The sequence below is a fragment of the Paraburkholderia sp. GAS334 genome (assembly GCF_050436625.1).
Lineage (GTDB): Bacteria > Pseudomonadota > Gammaproteobacteria > Burkholderiales > Burkholderiaceae > Paraburkholderia.
The window spans coordinates 278,346-301,600 of the sequence record NZ_JBNDMO010000005.1; the positions used below are offsets into that span (position 1 = coordinate 278,346).

Sequence of the window (23,255 nt, forward strand, 5' to 3'; positions counted from 1 at the left end):
GGTGAGTTTTATCGTGCTGCGCGACCCTCGTTGTCCGTTGTTGTTACCCGCCGCCAGCGTCAGTGGCTCAGACGCGAACCCGTGCTGACGTTTGCATTCACCGCGCTCCCATCGCTCGATTCGATCCAGCGCTTACGCATTGGCGCGAGAATGAACTTCGCCGAGATCCCCGCCGCGATCGTCACCACGGCTGCGACGATGAAGACCAGATTCCAGCCGCCCGTCGCGGACAGCACTGACGCAAGCGGCACGATCAGCGAAGCGGTGCCCTTCGCCGTATACAAGGTGCCCGCGTTGGCAGCCGCATATTTGCTGCCGAACGTGTCCGCGCAGATCGCCGGGAAAATCGAAAAGATCTCGCCCCAGAACAGGAAGATCAGTGCCGCGAACGTCATGAACGCATACGGGTTCGTCCCGTACTGCATCAACCCGAGTAGCGCGAGCCCTTCGCCGATAAAGATCACGAACATCGTGTTCTCGCGCCCGAGCTTGTCGGAGATGAAGCCGCAGAGTGGACGTGTAAAGCCGTTGCAGATGTTGTCGATGGAAAGCGTCATCGTGAGCAGTGGCAACGTCATGCCGAAGAAGGTCATCGGCAGGCGGGCAAGGCCCCAGTCTTTCGCGATGGGGCCGATCTGCGCGGTCGCCATCAGGCCGCCGGCCGCAACTGCGACGAATGACAGGTAGATCACCCAGAACACCGGAGCCTTGATCATCTGCCCCGGCGTGTAATCGACCTTGCTGACAGCGAACTTCTTTTTCGCTGCCGATACCGGGCGCGGCGCAGGTTTGAACAACAGCAGCGCCAGCACCAGGATGCTCGCGCCTTGAAGAATGCCGAAGAACAGAAACGTATGTTCGTAGCCCGAGCGCGTGATCATGTTGGCGATTGGAATCACGGTGACCGCAGCGCCAGCGCCGAAGCCCGCCGCTGTCAGCCCGGCCGCGAGACCGCGTCGGTCCGGAAACCATTTCAGCGCGTTGCCGACACACGTGCCGTACACGCCGCCCGCCCCGATCCCGGCAATGACGGACGCCGCATACAGTTCAGGCAACGTTGTCGCATACGAATTCATGATCCACGCAACACCCGCGCAGACCGCGCCGACAGCAACCACCGGGCGAGGTCCGAAGCGATCGACAAGCCAGCCTTCGATCGGCACGAGCCACGTTTCAGTCAGGATGAAAATCGAAAAAGCCAGCTGGATCGACGCTTCGCCCCAGTGATGCCGCGCGTTCATCGGTGCAACGAACAGGGTCCACGCATACTGAAGATTCGCGACCAGCGCCATGCACAACATGCCGATCACCAGTTGACACCAGCGGTTCGCCCAAAAGGGGCTCGCCGGGGATTGCCGGGTCATTCCATTCATGTGCCTTGTCTCCGCTATCTGATTTGTGCCGGTGTCTTGCGCTATGCGTAGAGCGTCGTATCGCATCGTGCTGCGCCGGCTTATACGGAGTCATGCTAAGTACATTACAGAATTACTAATAATCAAAATTCGTTATCGTGTTCATTCGCTATCGTTTATGCATCGACCTTTGCGCGCTTATGGATTGCCCTTCGCAATACGGTCGGAGCACGCGGAATACAGCACGCAAGCGCGTCAGCGCAAAAAGCCCGGCCGTCAGATGACGTGCCAGGCTTCCGTGCTCGATGAACCTTCGTCGCAATACGCGGTAATCAGTCGAGGAAATCGCAGTGCGCTTCGACGAATGCAGCGAGGTCGAGCGAATGCTGACGCGTGAGCCGTTCGGCCAGTTCGGTATCGCGCTTCTCAAGTGCCTCGATGATGCGCAGATGATCGACGATCGAACGCGACGCGCGATCGCTCTGCGAAATCGTGAGGCGGCGAATCGCGCGCACGTGGATAAAGATATTCTTGATCGTATCGAGGATGACCTGCGACTTCGACAGTTCGACAATCGCCTGGTGAAACGCAATATTCGCGTCGGAGTAATCGGCGATGTGCTCCGTCGGCGTCGTGTCGTGGAAATGATCGAACATGTGGCGCAGCCGGGCGATCTCCGCGTCGGTGGCGTGCAGCGTGGCGAGACGCGCCGCCATGCTTTCGAGCGCCGCCCACATCTGGATCATCTCGACGATTTCACGCTTGCTCTTGCGCACGATATAGATGCCACGCCGCGGCACCGTGCGCAGAAAGCCTTCCTGTTCGAGCCGCGTCATCGCCTCGCGAACCGGCGTGCGGCTCACGCCGAGCGACTCGCTCAACACGCGGTCGTCGAGGCGCACGTCTTCGCGCGTCTGGTAGATGTCGGCGTCGGCGATGGCCTGACGCAGCATCGCGTATGCGCGGTCGCGCAGGCTCACGCTCGCGCCGATCGGCCGCAGCGACAGCGTCAGCGGCGTCGCCGCTATCTCCGTATGAAGTTCTGACAAGATGCGTCGCCCCAGGTTGGACCTGCGCGGCCGCGCGACGCGTTCAGCTTGCGTCCGGCGATAAGCGAAGATCGTGGCGGAATATTGAATTTAGTATATCAGGTATGAATCGAGGGTCGGCTGGCTTATTGAGCGACGATTTTCTGCCGGGGGAATGCGTCGTCGGGCATCAACGCGTACTTCGGCACGACGCCGGCGCGCTGCCAGCCGCCGCGCTCATAAAGCCGCTCCGCATCTGCAGCACGACGTTTTACTACAGGCTGCCCTGACGCGAACGCGTTGCGACGCATATCGTAACCGACGCGCGTGCCCAAAAAAAAGGAGCCGACCGCAACCGCGTCGGCTCCAACACACACGCAGCGCCCTTGGGACCGCGCCACGGAACTACGCTCTGCACAGCACGTTTTGTGTGTACCGTTAGATTGACGTCCGGGCCATCTGCAGGCACCCACCGACAACGCGCCGATTTGACCGCGCGCACGCGTCAGCAACAATACCTGGAACCAGGTATTCGCAATGCAGCCCCGACACCCGATAGTTTCGTCATCCGCGCGACATGATTTCAGGTAAGTTGCCGATGCAGGCCGTGCGCCCGCACTGTACGGTTAAGCATGCCGCGCCCTACCCCTTCGAAACCACTATTTCACCCATGAGCCAGGCCTTTTCTAACGCCAGCGAGTCGGTCCTCCCGGGACCGCTGCTGGTCGTCGAAGACGAACCGTTGATGCAGGACAGGATGCGCGGCATCCTCGCGACACTCGGCTATACCGATGAAGCGCTAGCGTTTGCCGGCAGTATCGGCGCCGCCAGAGCACTGCTCGCGGATCAGCCGTTTGCGATGGCGTTGATCGATGTCGGGCTGCCGGACGGCAACGGCATTGATCTCATCCGCACGCTGCATGAGCGCGATCCGGCCTTGCCGATTCTGGTAATCTCCGCGTGGAGCACCGAGCACATCATCGTGACTGCGTTGCAGGCGGGCGCCACCGGTTATCTGCTCAAGGAACGCGACGACATCGAGATATCGCTCTCCGTTCGCAGCGCACTGCGCGGCGGCGCGCCGATCGATCCGTTCGTCGCCAGACGCATTCTCGATCTGGTCGGCACCACGGGGCCTTCGTCTGTGACGGAAGACATCCACACGCCGCAGACTGTCACCGCATCGCCGCTTAGCGCACGCGAAATCGAAATTCTGTCGCTGGTGGGCAAGGGGCTGACCAATCGGGAAATCGCCGGTTTGCTGTCCCTGTCAAGGTTGACGGTCGAATGCCACATCAAGAATATCTACAAGAAACTGGCAGTAAATTCGCGCACGCAGGCGGTCTTCGAAGCGCGCACGCATGGCTTGTTACCCTGATCGGGCCGCTTGCCGCGGCGTTCGTCGCGGTGCTCGCGCTGCACTCGAATATCGCTGCCGCGCAGACGTCGTCCGATACGGGGGCGTTCACGCGTATCGAAGCTGCGCGCGCCGCACAGCCGGCCGATACGCCGCCGGCCGCCGGCTGGACTTCTGTTTCGTTACCCGATGACTGGTCGTCGCGCTGGCCCGACTTCGACGGCGACGTCTGGTACCGGCTGACGTGGCGACAGGCGGGTACGGCCCAGCCTGTTGCGTTGATGCTCGACTATCTGAACATGGCCGGCGCCATCTATCTGAACGGCACGTTACTGATGCGCGACCCGCATCTGACCGAGCCATTGACGCGCGCCTGGAACACGCCTCGCTATCAACTGCTTCCGCCGCCGCTGCTGCGTGAAGGAACGAACACGCTGCTGGTTCGCGTCGCGGGTCAATCGCAGTATCAGCCGGGTCTCGGGCCTGTGTCGATCGGCGATCCTGCTGTCGTCATCGCGCAATATGACAGCGCTTACCGGCTGCGTCACGATCTGCAACTCTTCAGCCTCGCCGTCACGGCGACATTGGGCTGCTTCTTTCTGTCGCTGTGGTTGATGCGCAGGCAGGAAGCGCCGTACGGCTGGTTCAGTCTGATGTCGCTGGCGTGGTGGTGGGTCGCGCTCAATCAGGTCGTAACAACACCCTGGCCGTTCATCACCACCGATAGCTGGGAAGCCGCGAATTCGATCGCGCTGATCGTCTATAGCGCATCGTTCACGATGTTCATCGCACGATTTTGCGAGCGGCGGCTGCCTCGCATCGAGGCCGCGCTCTGGCTGCTCGTCGCGCTGGGCACGGTCGCGATGCTGGCGACGCCGCACAGCCATATGAGCGCTACGCGTGCCGTGCTGGCGACCGCCCAGGCGTGCTCGTTCTTCGCGACCTGTTTCGCGTTTCTGGCCTTCGCGTGGCGAAGCGGACGGACGGACCATCGCATCCTGTCGTTCTGCATCGCGATTTTTGTCGCGGCCGGCGCGCACGATCTGCTGACGTTCCTCGGGATTTTCAGCGACAACCACTACTACACCGCGCTGACCTCGCAACTGCAGACGATCGGCATGGCGCTCGTGCTAGCCTGGCGTTTTGTCGCGAATCTGCGCGGCATCGAGCAGTTCAACGACAGGCTCACCGTGCGCATCGAAGCCGCCAGGACCGAACTCGAATCGACGTTACAGCGCCAGCACACGCTAGAAGTGGCAAATGCCCGTCTCGGCGAGCGGCTCAATCTCGCGCACGATCTTCACGACGGTCTGGGCGGCACGCTCGTCAGCAGTATCGCGACGCTTGAACGCGCGCCGCATGACATCGCGCCGGACCAGTTCCTGTCGATCCTGAAGGAGTTGCGCGACGACCTGCGCATCATCATCGATACAGCATCGAACCATCAGTCGGGCGAATACGCGCTGGACGCGCAGATCAGCCCGTTGCGGCACCGGCTGACGCGTCTGTTCGAAAGCCATCGCATCGAATGTCACTGGACCGTTAGCGGCCTTGAGCAATGCTATCTGCCGGCGTCTCACAGTCTCGATGTGATGCGCACGCTTCAGGAAGCGCTAACGAATGTGCTCAAGCACAGCCGGGCAAGCCGCGTGGATATCGACCTGGCCAGCGACAACGAAGGCGTGAGGCTGACCGTGAGGGACAACGGCATGGGCTTCGATCCCGATGCGATCGGCCAGCATCCGGGCACCGGCATGCGCAGCATGCGGGCTCGCACACGGCGTCTTGGTGGGACGTTGAGCGTTGAGTCCACGAAGGGCGCTACCGTTCTCAGCGTGCATTTCCCGCGCGAGAATAGCGGCGTTGCGAGCGCGGACGGATCGCACGCCTCATCCGCACCCGCACCGCACGCAAGGTCCGCGACAGAAACCACTACTCCGTGACGCGCGTTTTCCAGAACGCGTCTTGAACGCGCATCACCTCTTCCTCGACTTCCTCGACAGGGCCGATCAGTTCCACCGGCTTCTGGCAATGATCGAAGACATAGCGTGAGGACACGCTCATCGTCGGATTTTCGGTGTGACTGCCCGTGGCCTCCAGCAGACGCTTTTCCGTCATGCCGAAGACCACACGACCGATGTTCGCCCAGTAAGCCGTGCCCGCGCACATGCAGCACGGCTCAACCGACGTGTACAGCGTGCAGCCCCACAGATACTCCGGCGTGAAGTTCAGCGCAGCCACACGCGCGAGCACAGATTCGGCGTGATTGACCGTGTCGACGTTGCCCTGCTCCATCAACACGGTCTCCTGATCCGGACCGACCAGGATCGCGCCGAATGGGTGATGCCCCATCAATGTCGCGCGTTCGGCGATCGCACTCGAATGCCGCAGATGACGCACGATCTGTTCGCGCGTCGGGGTCAGGCCTTGCGGCGGATACGTGGATGCTTCGCCGGCAGAACCGGATGCGACTGTGAGGCTCACTGAATGTCTCCTGTTGTTTAGCGTTACTTCGGCACCGTACCGTCGACGCCCTGAACGAACCAGTTCAAACGCAGCAGTTCCGCATCGCTAAGCGACTTGCCTGCGGCCACCTTGATGACGCCCGTCTGGTCCTTGAGCGGGCCCGTGAACGGATCGAACCTGCCGGAGATGATGTCGTCACGTTTTTGCGCCATTGCTTTCTGTGTAGCCGGCGAAACCGCGTCCGTATTGATGTCGGCCAGATCGATCGCCTTCTCTTTCAGACCCCACCATACCGGCGCATTCGTCCACTTGCCGGACTGTACCTGCTCCACGAGATGCGTGTAATAGACGCCCCAGTTGCTCACGCACGCGCCCAGCTGCGCATTCGGGCCGAACTTCTTCATGTCCGAATCCCAGCCGAAAGCATGCACCTTTTTCTGCTCGGCGGTCTGCATCGTCGCGGTCGAATCGGTGTTCTGGATCAGCACGTCCGCGCCTTCGCCGATCAGCGTTTCGGCAGCCTGCTTTTCGCGGCCCGGATCAAACCAGCTGTTGATCCAGATGACCTTCACCTTCGCGTCCGGATTCACCGAACGCGCGCCGAGCGTGAACGCGTTGATGTTGCGCACCACTTCCGGCACCGGCACCGAACCGACGAAACCCAGCGTCTTCGTCTTCGTCGTATAACCGGCGATCAGGCCAGCGAGATACGCGCTTTGATAGGTGCGCACGTCATACGTGCTGAAGTTCGCGGCCTTCTTGTAGCCGGTCGCGTGTTCGAACACGGTGTCCGGGAAATCCTTTGCAACCTTGAGCTGGAAGTCCTGGAAGCCGAAGCTCGACCCCACGATGATCCTGTTGCCCTTGTTCGCCAGATCGCGGAACACACGTTCCGAATCCGCCGACTCCGGCACATTCTCGACGCGGGTGACCTTCACCTTGTCGCCGAACTGCGCCTCAACGGCCTTGACGCCCTGCTCGTGCGCGTAGGTCCAGCCGGCGTCGCCAGGGTTGCCGAGATAGACGAACGCGATGCCAAGCGGCTGCGGTGCCGCGGCGCTGGCGCTAAGGGCTACGGTTGCGCCGAACACGGCGAGAACAGCAGTCGAGATGCGCAATGAGCGATGCAGCACGCGAGCCATCTTTGTTTTCATGAATTCTCCGGTAGCGGGTCGTCGGTTTGAAATGCCTGTCAGCAGGCTCTGGTTATCTTCACAGCAGAACAGCTATAGTCCAGGGCCAATTCGCAGCGAAGTAATTGCGCATGTTATCGCCGGTATAACGGAATCGCTATCTATTGCTTAAAGCCTTCGATGATGCGATACGCGTTCACGCACTTCACTGGTGCCGTGCGCATCAAGTGTGTGCGCGATGCACTTCGTTGCGCATGCAAACGCCTTTAAAGCCGTGCGTTTGGCGGTGGCGCGAAACGTCACCAGGCGATGCGGGCAGAAGCGGCCTAAGCGCGGCGCGGGACGTTCCCAGAAGAGGAATCGCAGCACGTGTCCTGCCGATTCACTACACTCGAGCGCATCGATTGCTCAAGAAGGAGTGATTCATGGCGACGCGAAAGACGGCGGTGAAATCAGCAGAAAAGACAGGACAGATCCGGGTCGGCATCGGCGGCTGGACCTTCGAGCCGTGGCGCGGCGTGTTCTATCCCGAAGGGCTCGCGCAAAAGCGCGAGCTCGAATACGCCAGCAGTCAGCTCACGACCATCGAGGTCAACGGCACATTCTACGGCTCGCAAAAGCCTGCGACGTTCGCAAAGTGGCACGACGAAACACCGGACGACTTCGTCTTTTCGCTGAAAGCGCCGCGTTTCGCCACTAACCGGCGGGTGCTCTCGGAAGCGGGTGATTCCATCGAGCGATTCTTTGCGAGCGGCGTGCTCGAACTGAAGAACAAGCTCGGGCCGATCAACTGGCAATTCGCGACCACCAAACAGTTCGATCCCGACGATTTCGAAGGCTTTCTCGAGCTGCTGCCGAAGCGTGTCGATGGACGCGCGATCCGTCATGCTGTCGAAGTGCGACACGAGAGCTTTCGTGACGAAGCCTTTGTCGCTCTAGCCCGCAAATACGAGGTCGCGATCGTGATCGCGGGTGACTCGAAATATCCGCAGATCGCAGACCCCACAGCGCCTTTCATCTACGCGCGGATCATGGGCACGACCGAAGCACAATCGCAAGGTTATCCGGGCGCGACACTCGATCTGTGGACTGAGCGTGCGCGTACGTGGGCATCCGGCGGCACGCCGAAAGGGCTTGATCTGGTTGGCAAAGCCGGCGCATCCGGAGACACTGCCCGTGATGTCTATCTCTACGTGATCAGCGGATTCAAGGCGCACAACCCGGCGGCTGGCATCGCGATACTCAAGCGGTTAGGAAAAGATAAAGCGTGAGTCACGCCGTGCCGCGCGGCTAGCCAGCTGGCACCGCGCTGCTCTCCCTGAGATGTTGCGCGAGCAGCCTCGCATGTGGCGTCAGCGTCGCGAAATCGCGCGCACAGAGATGGAGTTTCCGCGCCCCCCACGGCTCAGAGAGCGGCAGAATCGCAAGACCCGGCCGACGAAGCGCCGCAGCCGACGCTTCCGACAAAATCGCGATGCCAATGCCCGCTTCGACGAGCATCGCCACGTTCTCCGCGCTGCGCAGCTTGAGCCGGTAATTCACCTGCCGGCCAAGACGTGACGCGCGCTCGCCCAGATGGGTTTCCAGCGCCGCATCCGACAGCCCGACAAAAGCCTCGCCGACGATATCCGCAAACGCCACGCTGGCCTGCCCGGCCATGCGATGCATCGTGCTCACGACGACCACCAGCTGATCGCGCGCCAAAAGATGGGTTTGCAGCGTCGTCAGATCCGCGATGTCCGCGACGATGCCCACCTCGGCGCGTCCTTCCGCGATCGCGAGGACGATCTCGCTGCTCGGACGCTCTTCGAGATCAACCGAAAGATCAGGCCACGCCGCCAGAAAGCGGCAGAGCTGCTGCGGAAGAAAGGCGGCGAGCGCGGCGGTGTTCGACAGCAGCCTGATGCGCCCCTTCAAACCCGTCGCGTACGTATGCAGCTCGCCGCGCATCTGCTGGACCTGCTCGAGAATCAGGCGCGCGTGCCTCACCAAAGCGTCGCCGGCGGCGGTTGTGCGCACGCCGCGGCGAGTCCGGTCGAGGAGCGGCGCGCCGAGCGCGGACTCCATCCCTGAAATGCGCTCGCTTGCGGAAGCCAACGCGAGATTCATCGCCCGTGCGCCTTGGGTCAGGCTGCCGTGTTCGACGACGCTCAAAAATAACCGCAAGTCGGTCAGATCGAATCGCATTGGCACCTCCCTTCGGTTTTGGCGAAGTCTAGCATTGGAAAAGCCAGATTGCGGACGCACAAGGCTGTCGCTACGATCCTTCGAATGAACCAGTTTTTGTTACTGTCAGGTGCGGGTCTGCTGGCGGGCGCGATGAATGCGCTCGCTGGCGGCGGCTCGTTCGTCAGTTTGCCGGCGCTGATTCTTGCGGGCGTGCCACCGGTTCAGGCGAACGCTTCGAGCACGGTCGCGCTGTTTCCGGGCGGCATCACCAGCGCGTGGGCGTATCGCGATGGGCTCGGCCCTGTCGGCGCCGTATCACTGCGCCCGCTGGTCGCAGTGACGATCGCAGGCGGCGTCACCGGCGCGCTTCTGCTTCTGTGGACGTCCCCTGCGGCGTTCAACTTCGTGCTGCCCTGGCTGCTTCTGATTGCGAGCCTTGCGCTGGCGTTCGGACGCCGGATCGGCGAGCGGCTGCGCCGTCGCTGGCGCATCTGGCCCTCTGCCGTGCTGGCGGTTCAGTTCACGCTGGGCGTCTATGGCGGCTATTTCGGCGGCGCCGTCGGCATCATGATGATCGCCGTCTGGGGGCTGCTCGACAGCGGTGACCTCAAGCGACTGAACGCGCCCCGGACGCTCCTCGTCAGTGCGGCGAACGCGATGGCTGTGCTCACCTTCGTCGTCGCTCACGCGGTTCACTGGCCGGAAACGCTCGTCATGCTGGTTGCGGCGATTGCGGGCGGGTACGGCGGCGCGCAGATCGGCCGCCGCGCGCCGCCCGCCGTGATCCGTTCCGGCACGTTGCTGCTGACTGCCTGCATCACGCTGGCGTTTTTCGTTCGCGCGTACTACCCGCGATGAAATAAACGACGCGTCCGCACGTTCTATGGTTGTCAGGAAGCCCGTTCACGCACCGCTCCTGCAATCAGCAAACCTGAACCAGGAGACGTACGATGATTTCAGCCTTACTGGATACGATCGGTGCGCTTGCCGTGCTCGCCAGCATTGCCGCGAAAATCGCCATGATTCGCGCGAGCCGCGAACGCAGCGTCGAACATGAAACGCTGCCACCCGCCGCGCCTGGGCATCGTCGATGAGACGCTTCGGGTAGCCGCCTGAAGGTTGCGATGCCCGCAACGGCCCGGCGAGCAAAACCCGGATCGGCGACGCCCCGCCGGGCGATCGGTCAACCCACTCCTGCCGGTTCGTCCCGCACGCCCGCGGGGAGGCCGACATCGCCTGAATCCCGCTCCTCGCGCAGCGCTGCAGATCGGTGCAGCCGGCGCAGCGATTTCCCGGGATTGATCAACCCGAACGCGGCGACGCCCGCGCCAGCGTGTTCCGGTCAGTGCGCACGCCGCATGCTCACGACTCGACGCGCCGGATGGGTGGATACGGGAAGCGGTGTTCGAGATGCGCCGCGCCCGGTATATACACGCGCAGGGTCACGTAGAACGGTCCCGCCGGCGCCGGAAGCCAGTTGCGCTGCATCGTTGCGTCGTGCGGCTGGGACGCCGAAAAGCGCAGCGTGAGGCCCTCTTCGTCGTAGCGAAGGTGGGACGAACGATCGCCGACCGAGTAACGGTCGATGACGTTCTCCACCAGCATGCAGGACGCCTTGTCGTACATCGTGATCGACCAGAACGCGTGGGCCTCTGGCAGGTCACCTGGCGGGAACGTCAGTTCATAGGCATGGCGTCCGTCGAGCGGTCGCCCTTCGCTGTCGCAGTCGGCGGAGATGTACATCGCCTCCTCGATGCCCAGCGCGCCGATGTAATTCCAGCCGACGTGAGCGCGCGTGAAGTAATCGTCGCCAAACGAATCGCGCACTCCGACCGGCAGGAACCAGCCGCCGCCGAGTGCCGACGGATGCGGCACGTCCAGTTCGGCGAGCACCTGTTCGATCGCTGCAACGAGCGCGGCGAGCGGCCCCGCATCGAGTGTCGACGCATCGATACCGGCGCCGATGCCGACAGCGGCGAACCGGGCGAGACCCGTCCGTTCTGCCGTGGGAGGCGGATTGCGTGCGAGCGCTGCATTGACGACTTCGGCATAACGGCGCCCATCGCCCGCCGTTTCGCGTCGTTCCATCGCAACGTCGAAACGGCGCTGCGCAGGACCACCGTTCAGGGTCGTCAGAAGGAAACGATCCTGCAACGCGTGGACGGCCGGCAAATCCTGCGGACCGTCGACCAGCACACGTCCAATCAACCAGACGTCACGCGTGGGACAGGCGATCGGCGTGCAATCCGTCAGATCGGCATCGGCAGGCGGCGGCGTATCGCGATGATGCAGCAGGAACTTGCGGGCGCCGTTGCCGGTGGTGCGTGTGCCGATGGAGTCGAACGGATTCGTATAGAAGTCCAGCAGGCCCAGCACGTAGTATCGATTCGCGGTATCGGGAACGGTCAGCACAAGCGGTTCTTCGCCGACGTCGAGCCACGCGCTGATATACAGCGTGTCGTTGTTGGGCGTCACAACCTTGCGGTGCTGCGGACCGAGCAACTGACGGTCGCGCATGAGCCGGTTGATCCAGCACACCGTTGAATCGGGGCTGTCGCCCGCGAATCGACCGTCGTCGTCGCGACGCGGGCACATTACGTGCCATTTCGAACAACGGCAGCGTGTAGAGCACGGCATCGCGCGCGAGTGTGGCGAGGGCTTCGGTTGCATCCGTCGCGGCCGGGAGAACGCGCGCGGCGGCGTAACCGCCTGCTGATAAAGACATGAGAACCGCTCCGTTAAAAGGGGATACGTGGAACGGAGTCAAGCCTACCCGCGCCACCCGATAACGGAATTAGGGTTTCGCCATGTTAAACACTTGAACGGGGTCGCCTGCCTATACTTTGCGGACAAAATTCCGCGGACTGATGCGGCGTGCGGTGACTGTTCCGGCTTGACCGGCGACTGTGGCGTGCGCCGGCAACGGCCCGCGCACGCAGGTAGTCAAACAGGAGGAGTCCCAGCATGATCAGTGGCAATGCACAGGAAGAGTGGGCCTACGTCGTTGGCCTTCAGGCGTTCGTCTACGGCTATCCGCTCGTCGAGATCGTACGGACGTGTGCCCTGATGACCGCGGTCGATGCGCCGACGGATCGCGGTCGCGCACCGATCAATCAGTTCTCGCACTGTCCGCGCCCATGGACGCATGAGGACCGCGACGTCGTCACGCCGGCCAACGATCTGCTGTACTCGATGGCGTGGCTGAATCTCGCCGATGGACCGGTTGTGCTGTCGACACCTGCGCCGACCGGACGCTACTTCGTGATGGAATTCGTCGACGCGTATAGCGACAATTTTCATAATCTCGGTCCGCGCGTCGTGGGTCCGTCGGCAGCGCGCTTCGCGATTGTCGGACCTGACTGGTCGGGATCGTTGCCCGATGGCACGGTAGAAATCCGTTGCCCGACAAACCTGGTCTGGATGCTCGGACGCGTACTGATCGACGGCGCCAACGACATGGCGGAAGCGTGCGCCTTTCAGTCCCAGTTCACGCTACAGGCCACCGGAAAAAGCCGGTTACCGAAGGCGGTGGCCGACTACCAGGCATCGCCGCACAACGGCATCGGGTTCTTCGAAAATCTGGCGAGAGCGATGACGGACAATCCGCCGCCCGTGGTCGATGCAGGTCTCGTCGCACAGTTCGCGCGCATCGGACTCGCACGCGGCCGGCGCTTCGATGTGGAGTCCGCCAGCGAAGCGCGACTGGCAGGCTTAAACCGGGCGGCCGAAGCAGGAATGCAACTCATCGAAGGCCATACCCGCAGCCGTCGCGCGCTGCCGTGGTCGATCAACTACGCGGGCGGCCGTCTCGGCACCGACTACCTCGCGCGAGCCTGCACGGCGATGAAAGGCCTCGGCGCGCTTGCAAGCGACGAAGCGCTCTACGCGCTCGGCGACTTCGATGCCAGTGGCGAGCAACTCGACGGCGCGCGTCAATACGTGCTGCATTTTCCGGCCGGACACCTGCCGCCCGTCGATGCTTTCTGGTCCGTGTCGATCTACGGCAGTGACTTCTATTTCGCGGACAACCCAATCCGGCGCTACGCGATCGGCGACCGTTCGCGGGATCTGCGGTACGGACAGGACGGCTCGCTCGACATCTTCATTCAGCACAAGGCACCGCAGCAGGGTGTCTCGAACTGGCTGCCCGCTCCGTGTGGCCGTTTCTATCTGATCCTGCGTCTATACCATCCGCGCAGGGAGATTCTGTCGCGAGACTACATCATTCCGGCTGTCCGGCGCGTCGACGAAACCGCCGCCGGATAACGAACGACGGCCTGTCTGATCCGCACAGACAGGCCACGTTCCGCTACTGCGTTCGAACGACGTTTCAGACGGCTTCGCTGGCGCGGAGCGCGCAGACGGATCGAACGCTCCTTGACGAGCGCGCGCAGGCTCTCCTGGGCACGTCGGCCGGCTTCGCCCGTTTCAGCGAAGCCGGATGAAAACATCACGATGGAGCGCACGCCAGCGGCGGCGGCATCCTCGACCGCGGACATCACGCCGGACGCAGGCACAGCACAGATCGCCATATCGATCGGTGCGCCGACATCACGCAATGTGGGCCATGCTCGCAGCCCCTGGATCGTCTCCTGGTTCGGATTGACGGGATAGATCGCGCCGGGATGGCGCTGGTTCAACAGATACTCGACGGGCAGGCCGCCGATCTTGCCGGGGTTCGACGACGCACCCACCACGGCGATCGAAGCGGGGTTGAACAGGGCGCCAAGCGCGGCGTATTCATGTGAAGACAAAGGCATTGATACCACTCCAGGACTAGAACAGCAGGTGTGGTTCAAGCCTAACAACCTGACAAGATGCTGATATTAGGGTTTCGCCATGTTAAACACCGATGCGCCGCGCGCGCCGCTGTGATTGAATAGGCGAAGCGCAAAACGCGCGCGTTTTCGTGATCACATCCATGACTGGGAATCCAACCCGTAACCCGCAGTTCGCGACAACGCTTGCTCATGGTCTCGAGTTGCTGAACTGCTTCAAGGTGGGCGAATCGATTCTTGGCAACAAGGAGTTCGCCGAGCGTACTGGTCTCTCGAAAGCCACCGTCTCCCGTCTCACGTACACGCTGGCCATGATCGGCTTTCTGCGCTACGACAACAGCGTGCGCAAATACCGGTTGGGGTCGGCGGCGGTCTCGGTGGGCTATCCGTTCCTGCAGGGCCTGCGAATCAGGGAACTGGCGCGGCCGCTGATGAAAGAACTCGCGGATACAGCGCGCGGCTCGGTGTCACTCGGAATGCGCGACCGCACGCAGGTCGTGTACGTCGAGACTTCAAGGGGACATGACTCGCCGGCGTTTCGCCCGGATACGGGTGCTTCGCTGCCGGTTCTGGCGTCGGCGATGGGGCGCGCCTGGCTTGGACGTGCGGCGCCCGCACAGCGCAGCGCCGTGCTCGAACAGGTGCGCACGAGAGACCCTTTGCAATGGCAGACTTATCACGCATCGGTGGACGCGGCGCTGCGCGCGTTCGCGAGACGCGGCTTCGCCCTTAGCGAGGGCGACATCAAGCGCGACATTCACGCGGTCGCCGTGCCGATGCGCACACCGATCGATTCGGAAATCTTCGTGTTCAACTGCGGCGTGCCGCAGACTCAACTCGCCCCGCGCACATTAATCGACGAAATCGCACCGAAGCTGATGCACATGGTGGAGACGATCGAACACGAACTTGCCGCACAGCATGACGCCACGCCCGTAGAGAAGGCCCTGAAACATCCATGAATCTGATCCCGAACAGGACTTGCCATGTTCGCGCCGCCTGACGATGATGACCGCCAGTTCGCCGTCACGCTGGCACGCGGACTCGAAATGCTGCGTTGCTTTTTGCCCGGCGAAAGGATGCTGGCCAATCGCGACTTCGTCGAGCGCACCGGCCTTTCCAAAGCCACCGTTTCACGGCTTGCCTATACGTTGACGGAGCTCGGCTATCTGCGTCACGACGTGCAGGAGCGCAAATACCGGCTCGGCGGTGGCGTGCTGTCGATGGGGTATCCACTGCTTTCCGGCATGCGCATCCGCCAGATTGCGAGACCGTTCATGCGCGAACTCGCCCTCTCGATACGCGGTGCGGTGTCGCTCGGCATGCGGGACCAGGCGAACATGATCTACATCGAAAGCTGTTCAGCCGACAAACGCTCCGACGCGCGGCCCGACGTCGGAGCGATCCGCCCCGTTCTGCGCACGGCGATGGGACGGGCGTGGCTCGCCGCCGTGGCGCCCGAAGAACGCGAAGTGGCGCTGAACCAGCTGAGGGTTGGCGTACCTGACCAGTGGCAGCAATATCGTTCGCAACTCGATCAGGCGATGCGTGACTACGCGGAACGGGGCGTGTGCGTGTCGTACGGCGACATGCAAAAAAATGTGTACGGCGTGGCGGTACCGGTGTGCGCGCCGGTCGATTCGGAAACGCTGGTGTTCAACTGCGCCGTGCGGGCTCACACACCGCAGGCGCGCGCGCTGCTCGACGACGTCGCGCCGCGTCTCATGATGATGGTCTCGAACATCGAGGCCGCCGCGGGTTTGCGATGACGTGACGTCGGGACTATCGCCACAACCCGCCGACTCACCACAGCCCCGCGACAATATCCACGAACACGATCTTCACGATCGTCATCGCCGGAAAAATCATCGCGTAACCGATGTCAGGCTTGTCGCTAAAACGGCGGCTTACGGACAACTTGCGGCCCGGCCCCGCAGCCGTTAAGATGCGAACAATTCTTATTTACAAAGAGCCGATTTCCCGTGTTTTTCGTTGCGCAATCTATTGCGGCCGGGCCCGCGCGCGCGGGCGCCCGCGCGACATGAGGCCGCTGCTCGTTCGCCTGCATCGCTGGATGGGCGTCGCGACGGCGCTGTTCCTGTTCGTCGCCGGACTGACCGGCGCGGTGATCGCATGGGATCACGAACTCGACGCGGCGCTGAATCCATCGTTCTTCCACGCGCGCACGAATGGGCCGGCGCTGCCTTCGCTGGAACTGGCAAAGCGCATCGAGGCCGCCGATCCGCGCTTCGACGTGACGTATCTGCCGCTCGGCGTCGAGCGAGGCCAGACGTTGCAGATGATGGTGCTGCCGCGCACCGATCCGAAGACCGGCCAGCCTTACGCGCTCGGCTTCAACCAGCTTGCTGTCAACCCCGCCACCGGCGAGATTCAGGGCCGCCGCGAATGGGGCGCCGTTTCGGTCGCGCGACTCAACCTGATTCCGTTCATCTACAAGCTGCACTACACGCTGCATCTGCCGTTCATGGGCAGCTTCGACACGGGCACGTGGCTGATGGGCATCGTCGGCATTGTGTGGCTGTTCGATAGCGTGATTGCGCTCGTGTTGTCGTTCCCGAGCGTGAAGGCGTGGCGCAAGTCGTTTGCGTTTCGCGTGCGGCGGGGCGGCTACGCATTGACGTTCGACCTGCACCGCTCCGGCGGCGTCTGGATCTGGGGCGTGCTCGCGATTGTCGCGCTGACTTCGGTCTCGATGAATCTCTCCGATCCGGTGGTGCGCCCGATCCTTTCGACGGTGTCGACGCTCACGCCGACGCCTTTCAACAATCCCGAACTGAAACGTCGCGGCGAGCCCGGCAACGTATCGCTCACGGCTGAGCGCATCGTGCAGATGGCAGCGCAGGCGGGCCGCGAACGCGGGCTCAAGTCGCCGCCGGGCGCGCTGTATTACGTGCCGTCGTTCAATGCATACGGTGTGGGATTCTTCGCGCCGGGCCACGATCACGGCGACGCCGGTCTCGGCAACGCGTGGCTGTACTACAACGCGAATACCGGCAAGCTGGCAGGCGGATCGATACCCGGCAAAGGCTCGGCCGGCGACATCTTCATGCAGGCGCAATACCCGCTGCATTCCGGCCGGATCATCGGGATCGGTGGACGAATTCTGATGAGCTTCACCGGCATCGCGGTGGCGATATTGAGCGCAACCGGGCTGATGATCTGGCTGAAGAAGCTCGGTGCGCGCCGCCGTTCTGCGGCGGCTGCAGCTGCGGCGTCCCGCTCGGGCGTCACGCGGGAGTCTGCTGCGCAGTCCTGACCACGCAGCACGACACACGCTGTCGCGCGGACGGCTGCGAAGCTCTGTGGCTTGATACGCGGGCACGCCGTGCCGCCCTTCCACATGACGTAGCTATCGTCGACATCCAGGTCATCTCGTGTCTTCTGTTGCAGCATTCAAACTGGTATTGCTCTCGCTCGTCGCGATCATCGGACTCGAGCTCCTTGCGGAACGTCTGCGTCTGCCGCCAGCCGCCGCGTTATTGGAAGTGTCGGCGCGGCTTGCGCGCGGTTGAGCGGCGAGCGGCGGGATACGCCAGAAGAAGACGGGGGAGAAACGCAGACAGTTGCAGGCTCAGGCGTTGCCTTCCGGCTGAACCGCCTGGGCCCGTATCAAACGACATCAAAGCGACATCAAAGCGACATCAAGGCAACGCGGATGTCCTGGCTTCGCCCGCGCGAAGTTGCGCGCGTTCGCTGCGTTCGACGAGCCAGCCGAACAGCAGCCCGATCGTCGTCCAGATGATCAGCTGCATGCCGATCGCCGCAATGCGGAAATGCCACAGCAGCGTGGCCGGGAAGGTCTGCGGCACCTCGTTGATCACCGGCATCGCGATCTGCACGGCCGCGATGATCGCGACGTACACCCCACCGCCGATGATCGCCGCGTTCCACTGACCGAAGCGCGCAACCGCGCGTCGCCGCACCTTCAGCGAAAACACCAGCGCAACCAGCGATATCGCGATCATCAGGAAGAAGAGCCCGGTGCGCGAGCCGATCGTTTCGGGGTCGCCGATGGAAGGCGGATTAGCCGGATACTTGAGATTCGGCACGATTACGAGCGCGATAAACGCCGCCGCTGCGAGCATCGCGGACAGCGCCCGCGCGCCCAGCTTGCCGACGCGGCCATACGCATACGCGAAGGTCAACGCGAAGAGTCCGCCGAATGCCGCGCCGTACACGACCACGCCAGTCAACAGGCCGAGACCCGCCTGCGTTTCGCGACTGACAAGTTCAGGCTCCGGCGCTTCGCCACGCGCCGCTGCGGCTTTCTCTTCGAATGTAATTGCCTGCTCGACCGCGGGTTCGCCGGCGAAGCGGGCGAATGCGAACGTGAGGAGTCCCGCGGCGATGCCTGCAAGCATGCCGCGTACCAACAGTTTGCCTACCATGTGTGCCCCCGTTAGTGGCAGGGGAAGCCGAGCAGATGGCGGCCGTCGTGGACGAATTCGTGAACCATCATGCCAGGGACGAGCGACGTCGCCCCTTGTTCAGCGCCGACAAAATACAGCGCAAGCAAAAGCAGCAGGCCACCGAAGATGACCCACGGCAGCAGTTCGCGCAGGGGGATCAGTGCAGGTTGAGCGGCCGGCGTGAAAACGGTGTCAGTCATGATGAATCTCTCCAGGGGTTACGCGCCCCGACAGTCGACTAGAAAAGGGATGACTCGAAGCTCAGGTCTGGCTTTCGGCTCTATGCTGAGCCGATTACAGTGGCGCGACCGCGCCGGGCTTACACCGGCTTCCGCGCTTCGGTGACGCTATTCTACGCGCTAAACTTCGCCGCGCCAGCGTGATGAACGCTACGCCTCCGACAAAGGGACACGAGATGCAGACACGGTTGCTGCTGGTCAGCCACGCGGCGACGCGGGCGATGCGCGTGGGCGCTTTCCCGGCCGACGATCCGCTCGATGCGCGCGGCCTGGCCGAGATCGAGGCGTGGCGCGAGCGGGCGCAGATCGTCGCTCAAGCCGCGCGCGTCTTTCGCAGCGACGCGACCTGCGTCCGCGAAATGGCTGAAGCGCTTGGGTTGAAGACGGAAGCCGCGCCCGCGCTGGCCGATGTCGATTGTGGCGAGTGGCGCGGCCGAAGGCTCAGCGATCTCGCCGCCGAAGAACCGGATGCGCTCGCCGCATGGACGCGTTCGCCCGACGCCGCGCCGCCTGGCGGCGAGTCCTTCGGCATGGTCCTCGCCCGCGTCGGCGCGTGGCTCGACGCGCTTCAGCCTGCACACGACGGCGACGCTTTAGTCGCGATCACGCATGCGGTGGTGATCCGCGCGGCGATCATTTACGCGCTGGGCGCACCGGCCTCAGCGTTCAGGCGGATCGAGATTGCCCCGCTGTCGATTGTCGAATTGCGGCGTTCGCGGGACAGAAGCTGGGTCTGGTGGCCGGGCCACGCCTGAAATCTGAGGGGAGGGAGTGGGAAGCGGAACTGCAGAAGAGAGAACATGCCTTCGTACCCGCTGGGCGCTACGTCCGACGCGAGAAGCTGTACCGGATTGCCGGGACCCGCCACAGCCGCTCGATGTTCGCGGTGCGCTGCATGAAGAGCGTGCCTTCGGTGCAGATTGGGTAAGGTGGCGATAGCTTGACCTTCGCACCGCCCTGGCGCGCGTTGCCGCAACGTGGTGCACCGCCCGTCAAGGCAACGGCCAGCAATTGTCACCGGCACCCCCACAGGCAAGCCCCGACGCTCATCGGCATGGAGCTTGCATAGCCGCTCGCATCGCGTCCCTCACGGACGCCCGACGAGCGGATCTCTCCCATGCTGCGCGACGAAGCGCCCTATAAGGCAATCCTCGATCACATTCGCTGGACCCCTGCGCCCGTACTGTACGCGCAGCGACATGGGCTGCTGGAACAGGACGCCGCCGTGTTCCCGACCTCCGCCGACAGCGTCGAAAGCGCCGCTGCCGCGGCGTTTCCTTGAGCCGCCTGATGCATCACCGAGGTTGTCGCGACCTGAGGAATTCCTCAGGCGCATTTGAGGCGCGCCCGATTTCTGGCGCAGAGGCCGGCCTTTAGGCTCGCATGATGCACAACCCGAACGAAACGCCCGCGCGTACGACGCGCCCCGTCAGCCGCGCCGAACGCGGCATGGTCGCCACCGCGCATCCGCTTGCGACGCAGGAAGCGCTCGCCGTGCTGCGCGCAGGCGGCAGCGCAGTCGACGCCGCACTCACTGCCGCCGCGATGCTCAGCGTCGTGCAGCCGCATATGACGGGCATCGGCGGCGACGCGTTCTGGATGATCGCGCCTGCCGGTGAGGCGCCGATCGGCATCGACGGTAGCGGGCAGAGCGCGCGACGCGCGACGCTTGAGCGCTTTTCAGGTCACACAGCGCTACCGACACGTGGCGCGCTGGCTGCGTTGACGGTTCCTGGCGCGGTCGGAAGCTGGATGCTGGCGCGTGAGCGCTTCGGCAAATTGCCGCTTGAGCGCGTGCTCGCTCCCGCGATTGACTACGCGCGCGAGGGCGTCGCGGTCGGACGCGATCTTGCGCGCTGGTTTGCGGACGACGCCGAAGTACTGCGCGCCGATGCGGGCTGCCGTGCGACGTATTTCGATGAGCACGGTCACGTGCTGAAGGAAGGCGCGCGTCTCAGGCAACCCGCGCTCGCCGGAACGTTCGGACACCTCGTGCGTCATGGCCTGTCGGCGTTCTATCGCGACATCGGCGATTCAGCCGCTGCATATGTGGATGCGCAAGGCGGTCTGCTCGATGCCATGGATTTCGCCTCAAATCGCGCGCAATGGGTGAAGCCGCTGCGCACGCAATATCGCGGCTATGAGGTGTGTCAGATGCCCCCGCCGTCGCAAGGCGTGGCAGGCGCGATGATCCTCAACTTTCTGGATGGCGTGCAGATCGATCCGCGGGCGCCTCTTGGCGCCGATTATTTTCACGCGAAGATTCAGGCGATCAAATGGGCATTTGGTTATCGCGACCGGCATCTGACCGATCCCTTGATTGTGAAGGTGCCCATTGATGAACTGCTTGCTGCGTCACTCGCTGCACGCGAACGCGATGCGTGGCTAGCCGACGCGACGCGCCAGCACGCCGCCGTCGCGCAAGGCAGCGATACGACGTTCATCTGCGTAGCCGACAGCGAAGGCAATGCTGTTGGCCTTGTGCAAAGCCTGTACTTCGATTTTGGTGCGGCGCTGCTCGATCCGGCGACCGGCGTGCTGTTGCAAAACCGTGGGTCGTTCTTCTCGCTCGATCCGCGGCATCCGAATGCGCTCGCGCCTGGCAAACGCACCGCATCGACATTGATGTCCGCGATGCTGCTTAAGGACGGCCTGCCGTATCTCGTCTACGGCACGCAGGGTGGCGAAGGACAGCCGCAAACGCAGACGTCGATCGCTACGCGCGTCGCCGATTTCGGCTGGGACGTGCAGCGCGCAATTGAAGCGCCGCGCGTGCTGTGCGGCCGTGCGTGGGGCGACGCATCGAACCGTCTGCTGCTCGAAGACAGCGCGCCCGCCGCGACCTTCGATGCGCTGCGGGCGCTCGGTCATCCGGTCGAAGCGGCTGCCGCGCTGCATCCGCTATTTGGCACGGCGCAGGCGATCCGTCTGCGCGGCCCGTGGTCGCCGTTCTTCGAGGGCGGTGCCGATCCGCGCGGCGAAGGCGTCGCGCTCGGCTACTGAATACGTCGACGCCATGACCCCGTCAACCCGCCACGTCGATCTGCTGATCCGCCACGCGCGCGTCGACGACGACGCGCCGCTCACTGACATCATGATCAACGCTGGCCGCATCGTTGCACTTGCAACCGGTTGGGACGGCACGGCTCGTGAAGAAATCGACGCCGCCGGCCGCGCGGTCGTGCCGGGCTTTATCGAGCCGCATATCCATCTCGACAAGGCGATGTGGCATCGCGCGCGACCTTCGGTTGCCGGCACACTGGAAGAAGCGATCCGCACCACGGGCGAACTGAAATCGCGTTGCGACCGTGAAGACATGCTGACGCGCGCGCGACGTGTTCTCGACATGGCCGTGCGCAATGGCACGATCGCAATGCGCACGCATCCGGACGTCGATCCGATCCAGCAGCTGCTCGGCGTCGAAACGATGCTCGAACTGCGCGACGAATATCGCGATCTGATCGACCTGCAGATCGTCGCGTTTCCGCAGGAAGGCCTGATCAAGGCACCCGGCACGCTGCAATTGCTGGAAGAAGCGTTGAATCTCGGCGCCGACGTCGCCGGTGGCTGCCCCTACAACGAAGCGAGTCGCGAAGACACCGAAGCCCATATCGATGCGGTATTCGCGCTTGCGCAGCGCTTTAGCGTCGACATCGACCTGCACGCCGATTTCGCCGATGACACCGCCGACGCCCGCTTCTTCGCCACTGAATACATCGCGCGCAAGACAATCGAGACTGGCTATCAGGGCCGTGTGTCGCTTGGACACGTCACGAGTCTCGGCTCGCTGCCGCCCGCGCAACTCGCACCGCTGGTCGAACTGCTCGCCGATGCGCACATTCATATCGTCACGCTGCCCGCGACCGATCTTTACCTCGGCGCCCGCCGCGACACAGAAAACCCGCGCCGCGCGCTCACGCCATTGCGCGCGCTCGTCGACGGAGGCGTGAACGTCGCGTATTCGTCGAACAACGTGCGCAACGCATTCACACCGTTCGGCAACGCGGACGTGCTGACCATCGGCAACCTGCTCGCGCACGCTGCGCAATTCGGCACGCCATCGCAGCAGGCGCAGATTCTCGCGATGGGCACCGTCAATGCAGCCCGCGCAATCGGCATCGAAGGCAACTACGGCATCGCGCCTGGACGGCTCGCCGATCTCGTCGTGCTCGATACGCCATGGATCGCCGACGCCCTGCTCGACATGCCGCCGCGCACCTGGGTCATCAAGCGCGGCCGTATCACCGTGACCACGCATCACTGCTGCGAGATTCATCGCGCTCATTCCACAGAAGAGGTGTAA

At 63.2% G+C, this 23,255-nt stretch carries 23 protein-coding genes, 1 pseudogene and 1 riboswitch; of the genes and pseudogenes, 15 read left to right on the forward strand and 9 right to left on the reverse strand.

The annotated features are described in order from the left end of the window. Positions 1-59 precede the first annotated feature (59 nt). Both oxlT and P3T21_RS12150 read right to left on the reverse strand, forming a co-directional pair. A complete protein-coding gene (gene oxlT, locus P3T21_RS12145) occupies positions 60-1,373 on the reverse strand; it encodes an oxalate/formate MFS antiporter (protein ID WP_429256170.1) in 1,314 nt (437 codons plus the stop codon). Positions 1,374-1,684: 311 nt separating this feature from the next. Beyond that, a complete protein-coding gene (locus P3T21_RS12150; protein ID WP_429256320.1) occupies positions 1,685-2,404 on the reverse strand; it encodes a GntR family transcriptional regulator in 720 nt (239 codons plus the stop codon). A gap of 646 nt (positions 2,405-3,050) precedes the next feature. On the opposite strand from P3T21_RS12150, the gene P3T21_RS12155 reads away from it, so the two are divergent. Beyond that, entirely contained in the window at positions 3,051-3,758 is a 708-nt protein-coding gene (locus tag P3T21_RS12155) for a response regulator (protein WP_429256171.1), read from the forward strand. Continuing rightward, entirely contained in the window at positions 3,668-5,680 is a 2,013-nt protein-coding gene (locus tag P3T21_RS12160) for a 7TM diverse intracellular signaling domain-containing protein (RefSeq protein ID WP_429256172.1), read from the forward strand. Before P3T21_RS12155 ends, P3T21_RS12160 begins: the two co-directional genes overlap by 91 nt. On the opposite strand, the gene P3T21_RS12165 is transcribed toward P3T21_RS12160, so the two are convergent. Both P3T21_RS12165 and P3T21_RS12170 read right to left on the reverse strand, forming a co-directional pair. Continuing rightward, positions 5,670-6,221 carry a nucleoside deaminase gene (locus tag P3T21_RS12165; RefSeq protein ID WP_429256173.1) on the reverse strand — a complete coding sequence of 184 codons (552 nt, stop codon included), beginning with the start codon at positions 6,219-6,221 and terminating at the stop codon, positions 5,670-5,672. The genes P3T21_RS12160 and P3T21_RS12165 overlap by 11 nt on opposite strands. A 23-nt stretch (positions 6,222-6,244) precedes the next feature. Then, on the reverse strand, positions 6,245-7,357 hold the full coding sequence (locus tag P3T21_RS12170; protein ID WP_429256174.1) for a BMP family ABC transporter substrate-binding protein: 1,113 nt from the start codon (positions 7,355-7,357) through the stop codon (positions 6,245-6,247). Between the two features lie 404 nt (positions 7,358-7,761). On the opposite strand from P3T21_RS12170, the gene P3T21_RS12175 reads away from it, so the two are divergent. Next, positions 7,762-8,607, forward strand: a complete 846-nt coding sequence (locus P3T21_RS12175; RefSeq protein WP_429256175.1) for a DUF72 domain-containing protein — start codon at positions 7,762-7,764, stop codon at positions 8,605-8,607. Positions 8,608-8,626: 19 nt separating this feature from the next. Here the strand turns inward: P3T21_RS12175 and P3T21_RS12180 are convergent, their stop codons facing one another. Beyond that, positions 8,627-9,523, reverse strand: a complete 897-nt coding sequence (locus P3T21_RS12180) for a LysR family transcriptional regulator (RefSeq protein ID WP_429256176.1) — start codon at positions 9,521-9,523, stop codon at positions 8,627-8,629. Between the two features lie 84 nt (positions 9,524-9,607). Here P3T21_RS12180 and P3T21_RS12185 point away from each other — a divergent pair, with 84 nt between their 5' ends. Next, complete coding sequence (locus P3T21_RS12185) at positions 9,608-10,363, forward strand: sulfite exporter TauE/SafE family protein (RefSeq protein WP_429256177.1); 756 nt, start codon at positions 9,608-9,610, stop codon at positions 10,361-10,363. A 92-nt stretch (positions 10,364-10,455) separates the two neighbouring features. Then, a complete protein-coding gene (locus P3T21_RS12190; protein ID WP_429256178.1) occupies positions 10,456-10,599 on the forward strand; it encodes a hypothetical protein in 144 nt (47 codons plus the stop codon). A 268-nt stretch (positions 10,600-10,867) separates the two neighbouring features. Here the strand turns inward: P3T21_RS12190 and P3T21_RS12195 are convergent, their stop codons facing one another. Next, positions 10,868-12,100: a DUF1254 domain-containing protein gene (locus tag P3T21_RS12195; RefSeq protein ID WP_429256179.1), complete on the reverse strand. Its 1,233-nt coding sequence runs from the start codon at positions 12,098-12,100 to the stop codon at positions 10,868-10,870. 369 nt (positions 12,101-12,469) lie between these two features. On the opposite strand from P3T21_RS12195, the gene P3T21_RS12200 reads away from it, so the two are divergent. After that, positions 12,470-13,771 carry a DUF1254 domain-containing protein gene (locus tag P3T21_RS12200; protein WP_429256180.1) on the forward strand — a complete coding sequence of 434 codons (1,302 nt, stop codon included), beginning with the start codon at positions 12,470-12,472 and terminating at the stop codon, positions 13,769-13,771. On the opposite strand, the gene P3T21_RS12205 is transcribed toward P3T21_RS12200, so the two are convergent. Next, positions 13,723-14,265 carry a CoA-binding protein gene (locus tag P3T21_RS12205; RefSeq protein ID WP_429256181.1) on the reverse strand — a complete coding sequence of 181 codons (543 nt, stop codon included), beginning with the start codon at positions 14,263-14,265 and terminating at the stop codon, positions 13,723-13,725. The genes P3T21_RS12200 and P3T21_RS12205 overlap by 49 nt on opposite strands. Positions 14,266-14,426: 161 nt before the next feature. On the opposite strand from P3T21_RS12205, the gene P3T21_RS12210 reads away from it, so the two are divergent. The 4 genes from P3T21_RS12210 to P3T21_RS12225 all read left to right on the forward strand — a co-directional run bounded on the left by P3T21_RS12210 (position 14,427) and on the right by P3T21_RS12225 (position 17,816). Next, positions 14,427-15,245, forward strand: a complete 819-nt coding sequence (locus tag P3T21_RS12210) for an IclR family transcriptional regulator (RefSeq protein WP_429256182.1) — start codon at positions 14,427-14,429, stop codon at positions 15,243-15,245. A 24-nt stretch (positions 15,246-15,269) separates the two neighbouring features. Then, positions 15,270-16,052 carry an IclR family transcriptional regulator gene (locus tag P3T21_RS12215; protein ID WP_429256183.1) on the forward strand — a complete coding sequence of 261 codons (783 nt, stop codon included), beginning with the start codon at positions 15,270-15,272 and terminating at the stop codon, positions 16,050-16,052. 272 nt (positions 16,053-16,324) lie between these two features. Beyond that, the gene (locus P3T21_RS12220) at positions 16,325-17,560 is read left to right on the forward strand and encodes a PepSY-associated TM helix domain-containing protein (RefSeq protein ID WP_429256184.1); all 1,236 of its coding nucleotides are present in this window, start codon (positions 16,325-16,327) and stop codon (positions 17,558-17,560) included. Positions 17,561-17,678: 118 nt separating this feature from the next. Further along, entirely contained in the window at positions 17,679-17,816 is a 138-nt protein-coding gene (locus P3T21_RS12225) for a hypothetical protein (RefSeq protein WP_429256325.1), read from the forward strand. A gap of 129 nt (positions 17,817-17,945) precedes the next feature. On the opposite strand, the gene P3T21_RS12230 is transcribed toward P3T21_RS12225, so the two are convergent. Continuing rightward, the gene (locus P3T21_RS12230) at positions 17,946-18,692 is read right to left on the reverse strand and encodes a CbtA family protein (protein ID WP_429256185.1); all 747 of its coding nucleotides are present in this window, start codon (positions 18,690-18,692) and stop codon (positions 17,946-17,948) included. 11 nt (positions 18,693-18,703) lie between these two features. Continuing rightward, positions 18,704-18,913, reverse strand: a complete 210-nt coding sequence (locus P3T21_RS12235; RefSeq protein ID WP_429256186.1) for a CbtB domain-containing protein — start codon at positions 18,911-18,913, stop codon at positions 18,704-18,706. Between the two features lie 41 nt (positions 18,914-18,954). Beyond that, positions 18,955-19,097, reverse strand: a riboswitch (cobalamin riboswitch). 31 nt (positions 19,098-19,128) lie between these two features. Between P3T21_RS12235 and P3T21_RS12240 the strand changes: the two genes are divergently transcribed. From P3T21_RS12240 to P3T21_RS12260, 5 genes and pseudogenes are all read left to right on the forward strand, one after another. Then, positions 19,129-19,707 (forward strand): histidine phosphatase family protein, encoded by a 579-nt coding sequence (locus P3T21_RS12240; protein ID WP_429256187.1) that lies wholly within the window; start codon positions 19,129-19,131, stop codon positions 19,705-19,707. Positions 19,708-19,784: 77 nt separating this feature from the next. Then, positions 19,785-19,880 (forward strand): annotated as a pseudogene (locus P3T21_RS12245) (AsnC family transcriptional regulator); the annotation flags it as partial. 189 nt (positions 19,881-20,069) lie between these two features. After that, positions 20,070-20,234 carry a hypothetical protein gene (locus P3T21_RS12250; RefSeq protein WP_429256188.1) on the forward strand — a complete coding sequence of 55 codons (165 nt, stop codon included), beginning with the start codon at positions 20,070-20,072 and terminating at the stop codon, positions 20,232-20,234. Positions 20,235-20,338: 104 nt separating this feature from the next. Further along, positions 20,339-21,955: a gamma-glutamyltransferase gene (gene ggt, locus P3T21_RS12255; RefSeq protein WP_429256189.1), complete on the forward strand. Its 1,617-nt coding sequence runs from the start codon at positions 20,339-20,341 to the stop codon at positions 21,953-21,955. A 13-nt stretch (positions 21,956-21,968) separates the two neighbouring features. Continuing rightward, positions 21,969-23,255, forward strand: a complete 1,287-nt coding sequence (locus P3T21_RS12260; RefSeq protein WP_429256190.1) for an amidohydrolase family protein — start codon at positions 21,969-21,971, stop codon at positions 23,253-23,255.

Coding starts and splice junctions, on each gene's coding strand:
- P3T21_RS12185 (WP_429256177.1), top strand. CDS start 9,608: ATGAACCAGTTTTTGTTACTGTCAGGTGCGGGTCTGCTGGCGGGCGCG.
- P3T21_RS12250 (WP_429256188.1), top strand. CDS start 20,070: ATGCTGCGCGACGAAGCGCCCTATAAGGCAATCCTCGATCACATTCGC.
- P3T21_RS12260 (WP_429256190.1), top strand. CDS start 21,969: ATGACCCCGTCAACCCGCCACGTCGATCTGCTGATCCGCCACGCGCGC.
- P3T21_RS12240 (WP_429256187.1), top strand. CDS start 19,129: ATGCAGACACGGTTGCTGCTGGTCAGCCACGCGGCGACGCGGGCGATG.
- P3T21_RS12235 (WP_429256186.1), bottom strand. CDS start 18,913: ATGACTGACACCGTTTTCACGCCGGCCGCTCAACCTGCACTGATCCCC.
- P3T21_RS12170 (WP_429256174.1), bottom strand. CDS start 7,357: ATGAAAACAAAGATGGCTCGCGTGCTGCATCGCTCATTGCGCATCTCG.
- ggt (WP_429256189.1), top strand. CDS start 20,339: ATGCACAACCCGAACGAAACGCCCGCGCGTACGACGCGCCCCGTCAGC.
- P3T21_RS12210 (WP_429256182.1), top strand. CDS start 14,427: ATGACTGGGAATCCAACCCGTAACCCGCAGTTCGCGACAACGCTTGCT.
- oxlT (WP_429256170.1), bottom strand. CDS start 1,373: ATGAATGGAATGACCCGGCAATCCCCGGCGAGCCCCTTTTGGGCGAAC.
- P3T21_RS12200 (WP_429256180.1), top strand. CDS start 12,470: ATGATCAGTGGCAATGCACAGGAAGAGTGGGCCTACGTCGTTGGCCTT.
- P3T21_RS12180 (WP_429256176.1), bottom strand. CDS start 9,523: ATGCGATTCGATCTGACCGACTTGCGGTTATTTTTGAGCGTCGTCGAA.
- P3T21_RS12155 (WP_429256171.1), top strand. CDS start 3,051: ATGAGCCAGGCCTTTTCTAACGCCAGCGAGTCGGTCCTCCCGGGACCG.
- P3T21_RS12230 (WP_429256185.1), bottom strand. CDS start 18,692: ATGGTAGGCAAACTGTTGGTACGCGGCATGCTTGCAGGCATCGCCGCG.
- P3T21_RS12160 (WP_429256172.1), top strand. CDS start 3,668: ATGCCACATCAAGAATATCTACAAGAAACTGGCAGTAAATTCGCGCAC.
- P3T21_RS12195 (WP_429256179.1), bottom strand. CDS start 12,100: ATGTGCCCGCGTCGCGACGACGACGGTCGATTCGCGGGCGACAGCCCC.
- P3T21_RS12215 (WP_429256183.1), top strand. CDS start 15,270: ATGTTCGCGCCGCCTGACGATGATGACCGCCAGTTCGCCGTCACGCTG.
- P3T21_RS12205 (WP_429256181.1), bottom strand. CDS start 14,265: ATGCCTTTGTCTTCACATGAATACGCCGCGCTTGGCGCCCTGTTCAAC.
- P3T21_RS12190 (WP_429256178.1), top strand. CDS start 10,456: ATGATTTCAGCCTTACTGGATACGATCGGTGCGCTTGCCGTGCTCGCC.
- P3T21_RS12220 (WP_429256184.1), top strand. CDS start 16,325: ATGAGGCCGCTGCTCGTTCGCCTGCATCGCTGGATGGGCGTCGCGACG.
- P3T21_RS12175 (WP_429256175.1), top strand. CDS start 7,762: ATGGCGACGCGAAAGACGGCGGTGAAATCAGCAGAAAAGACAGGACAG.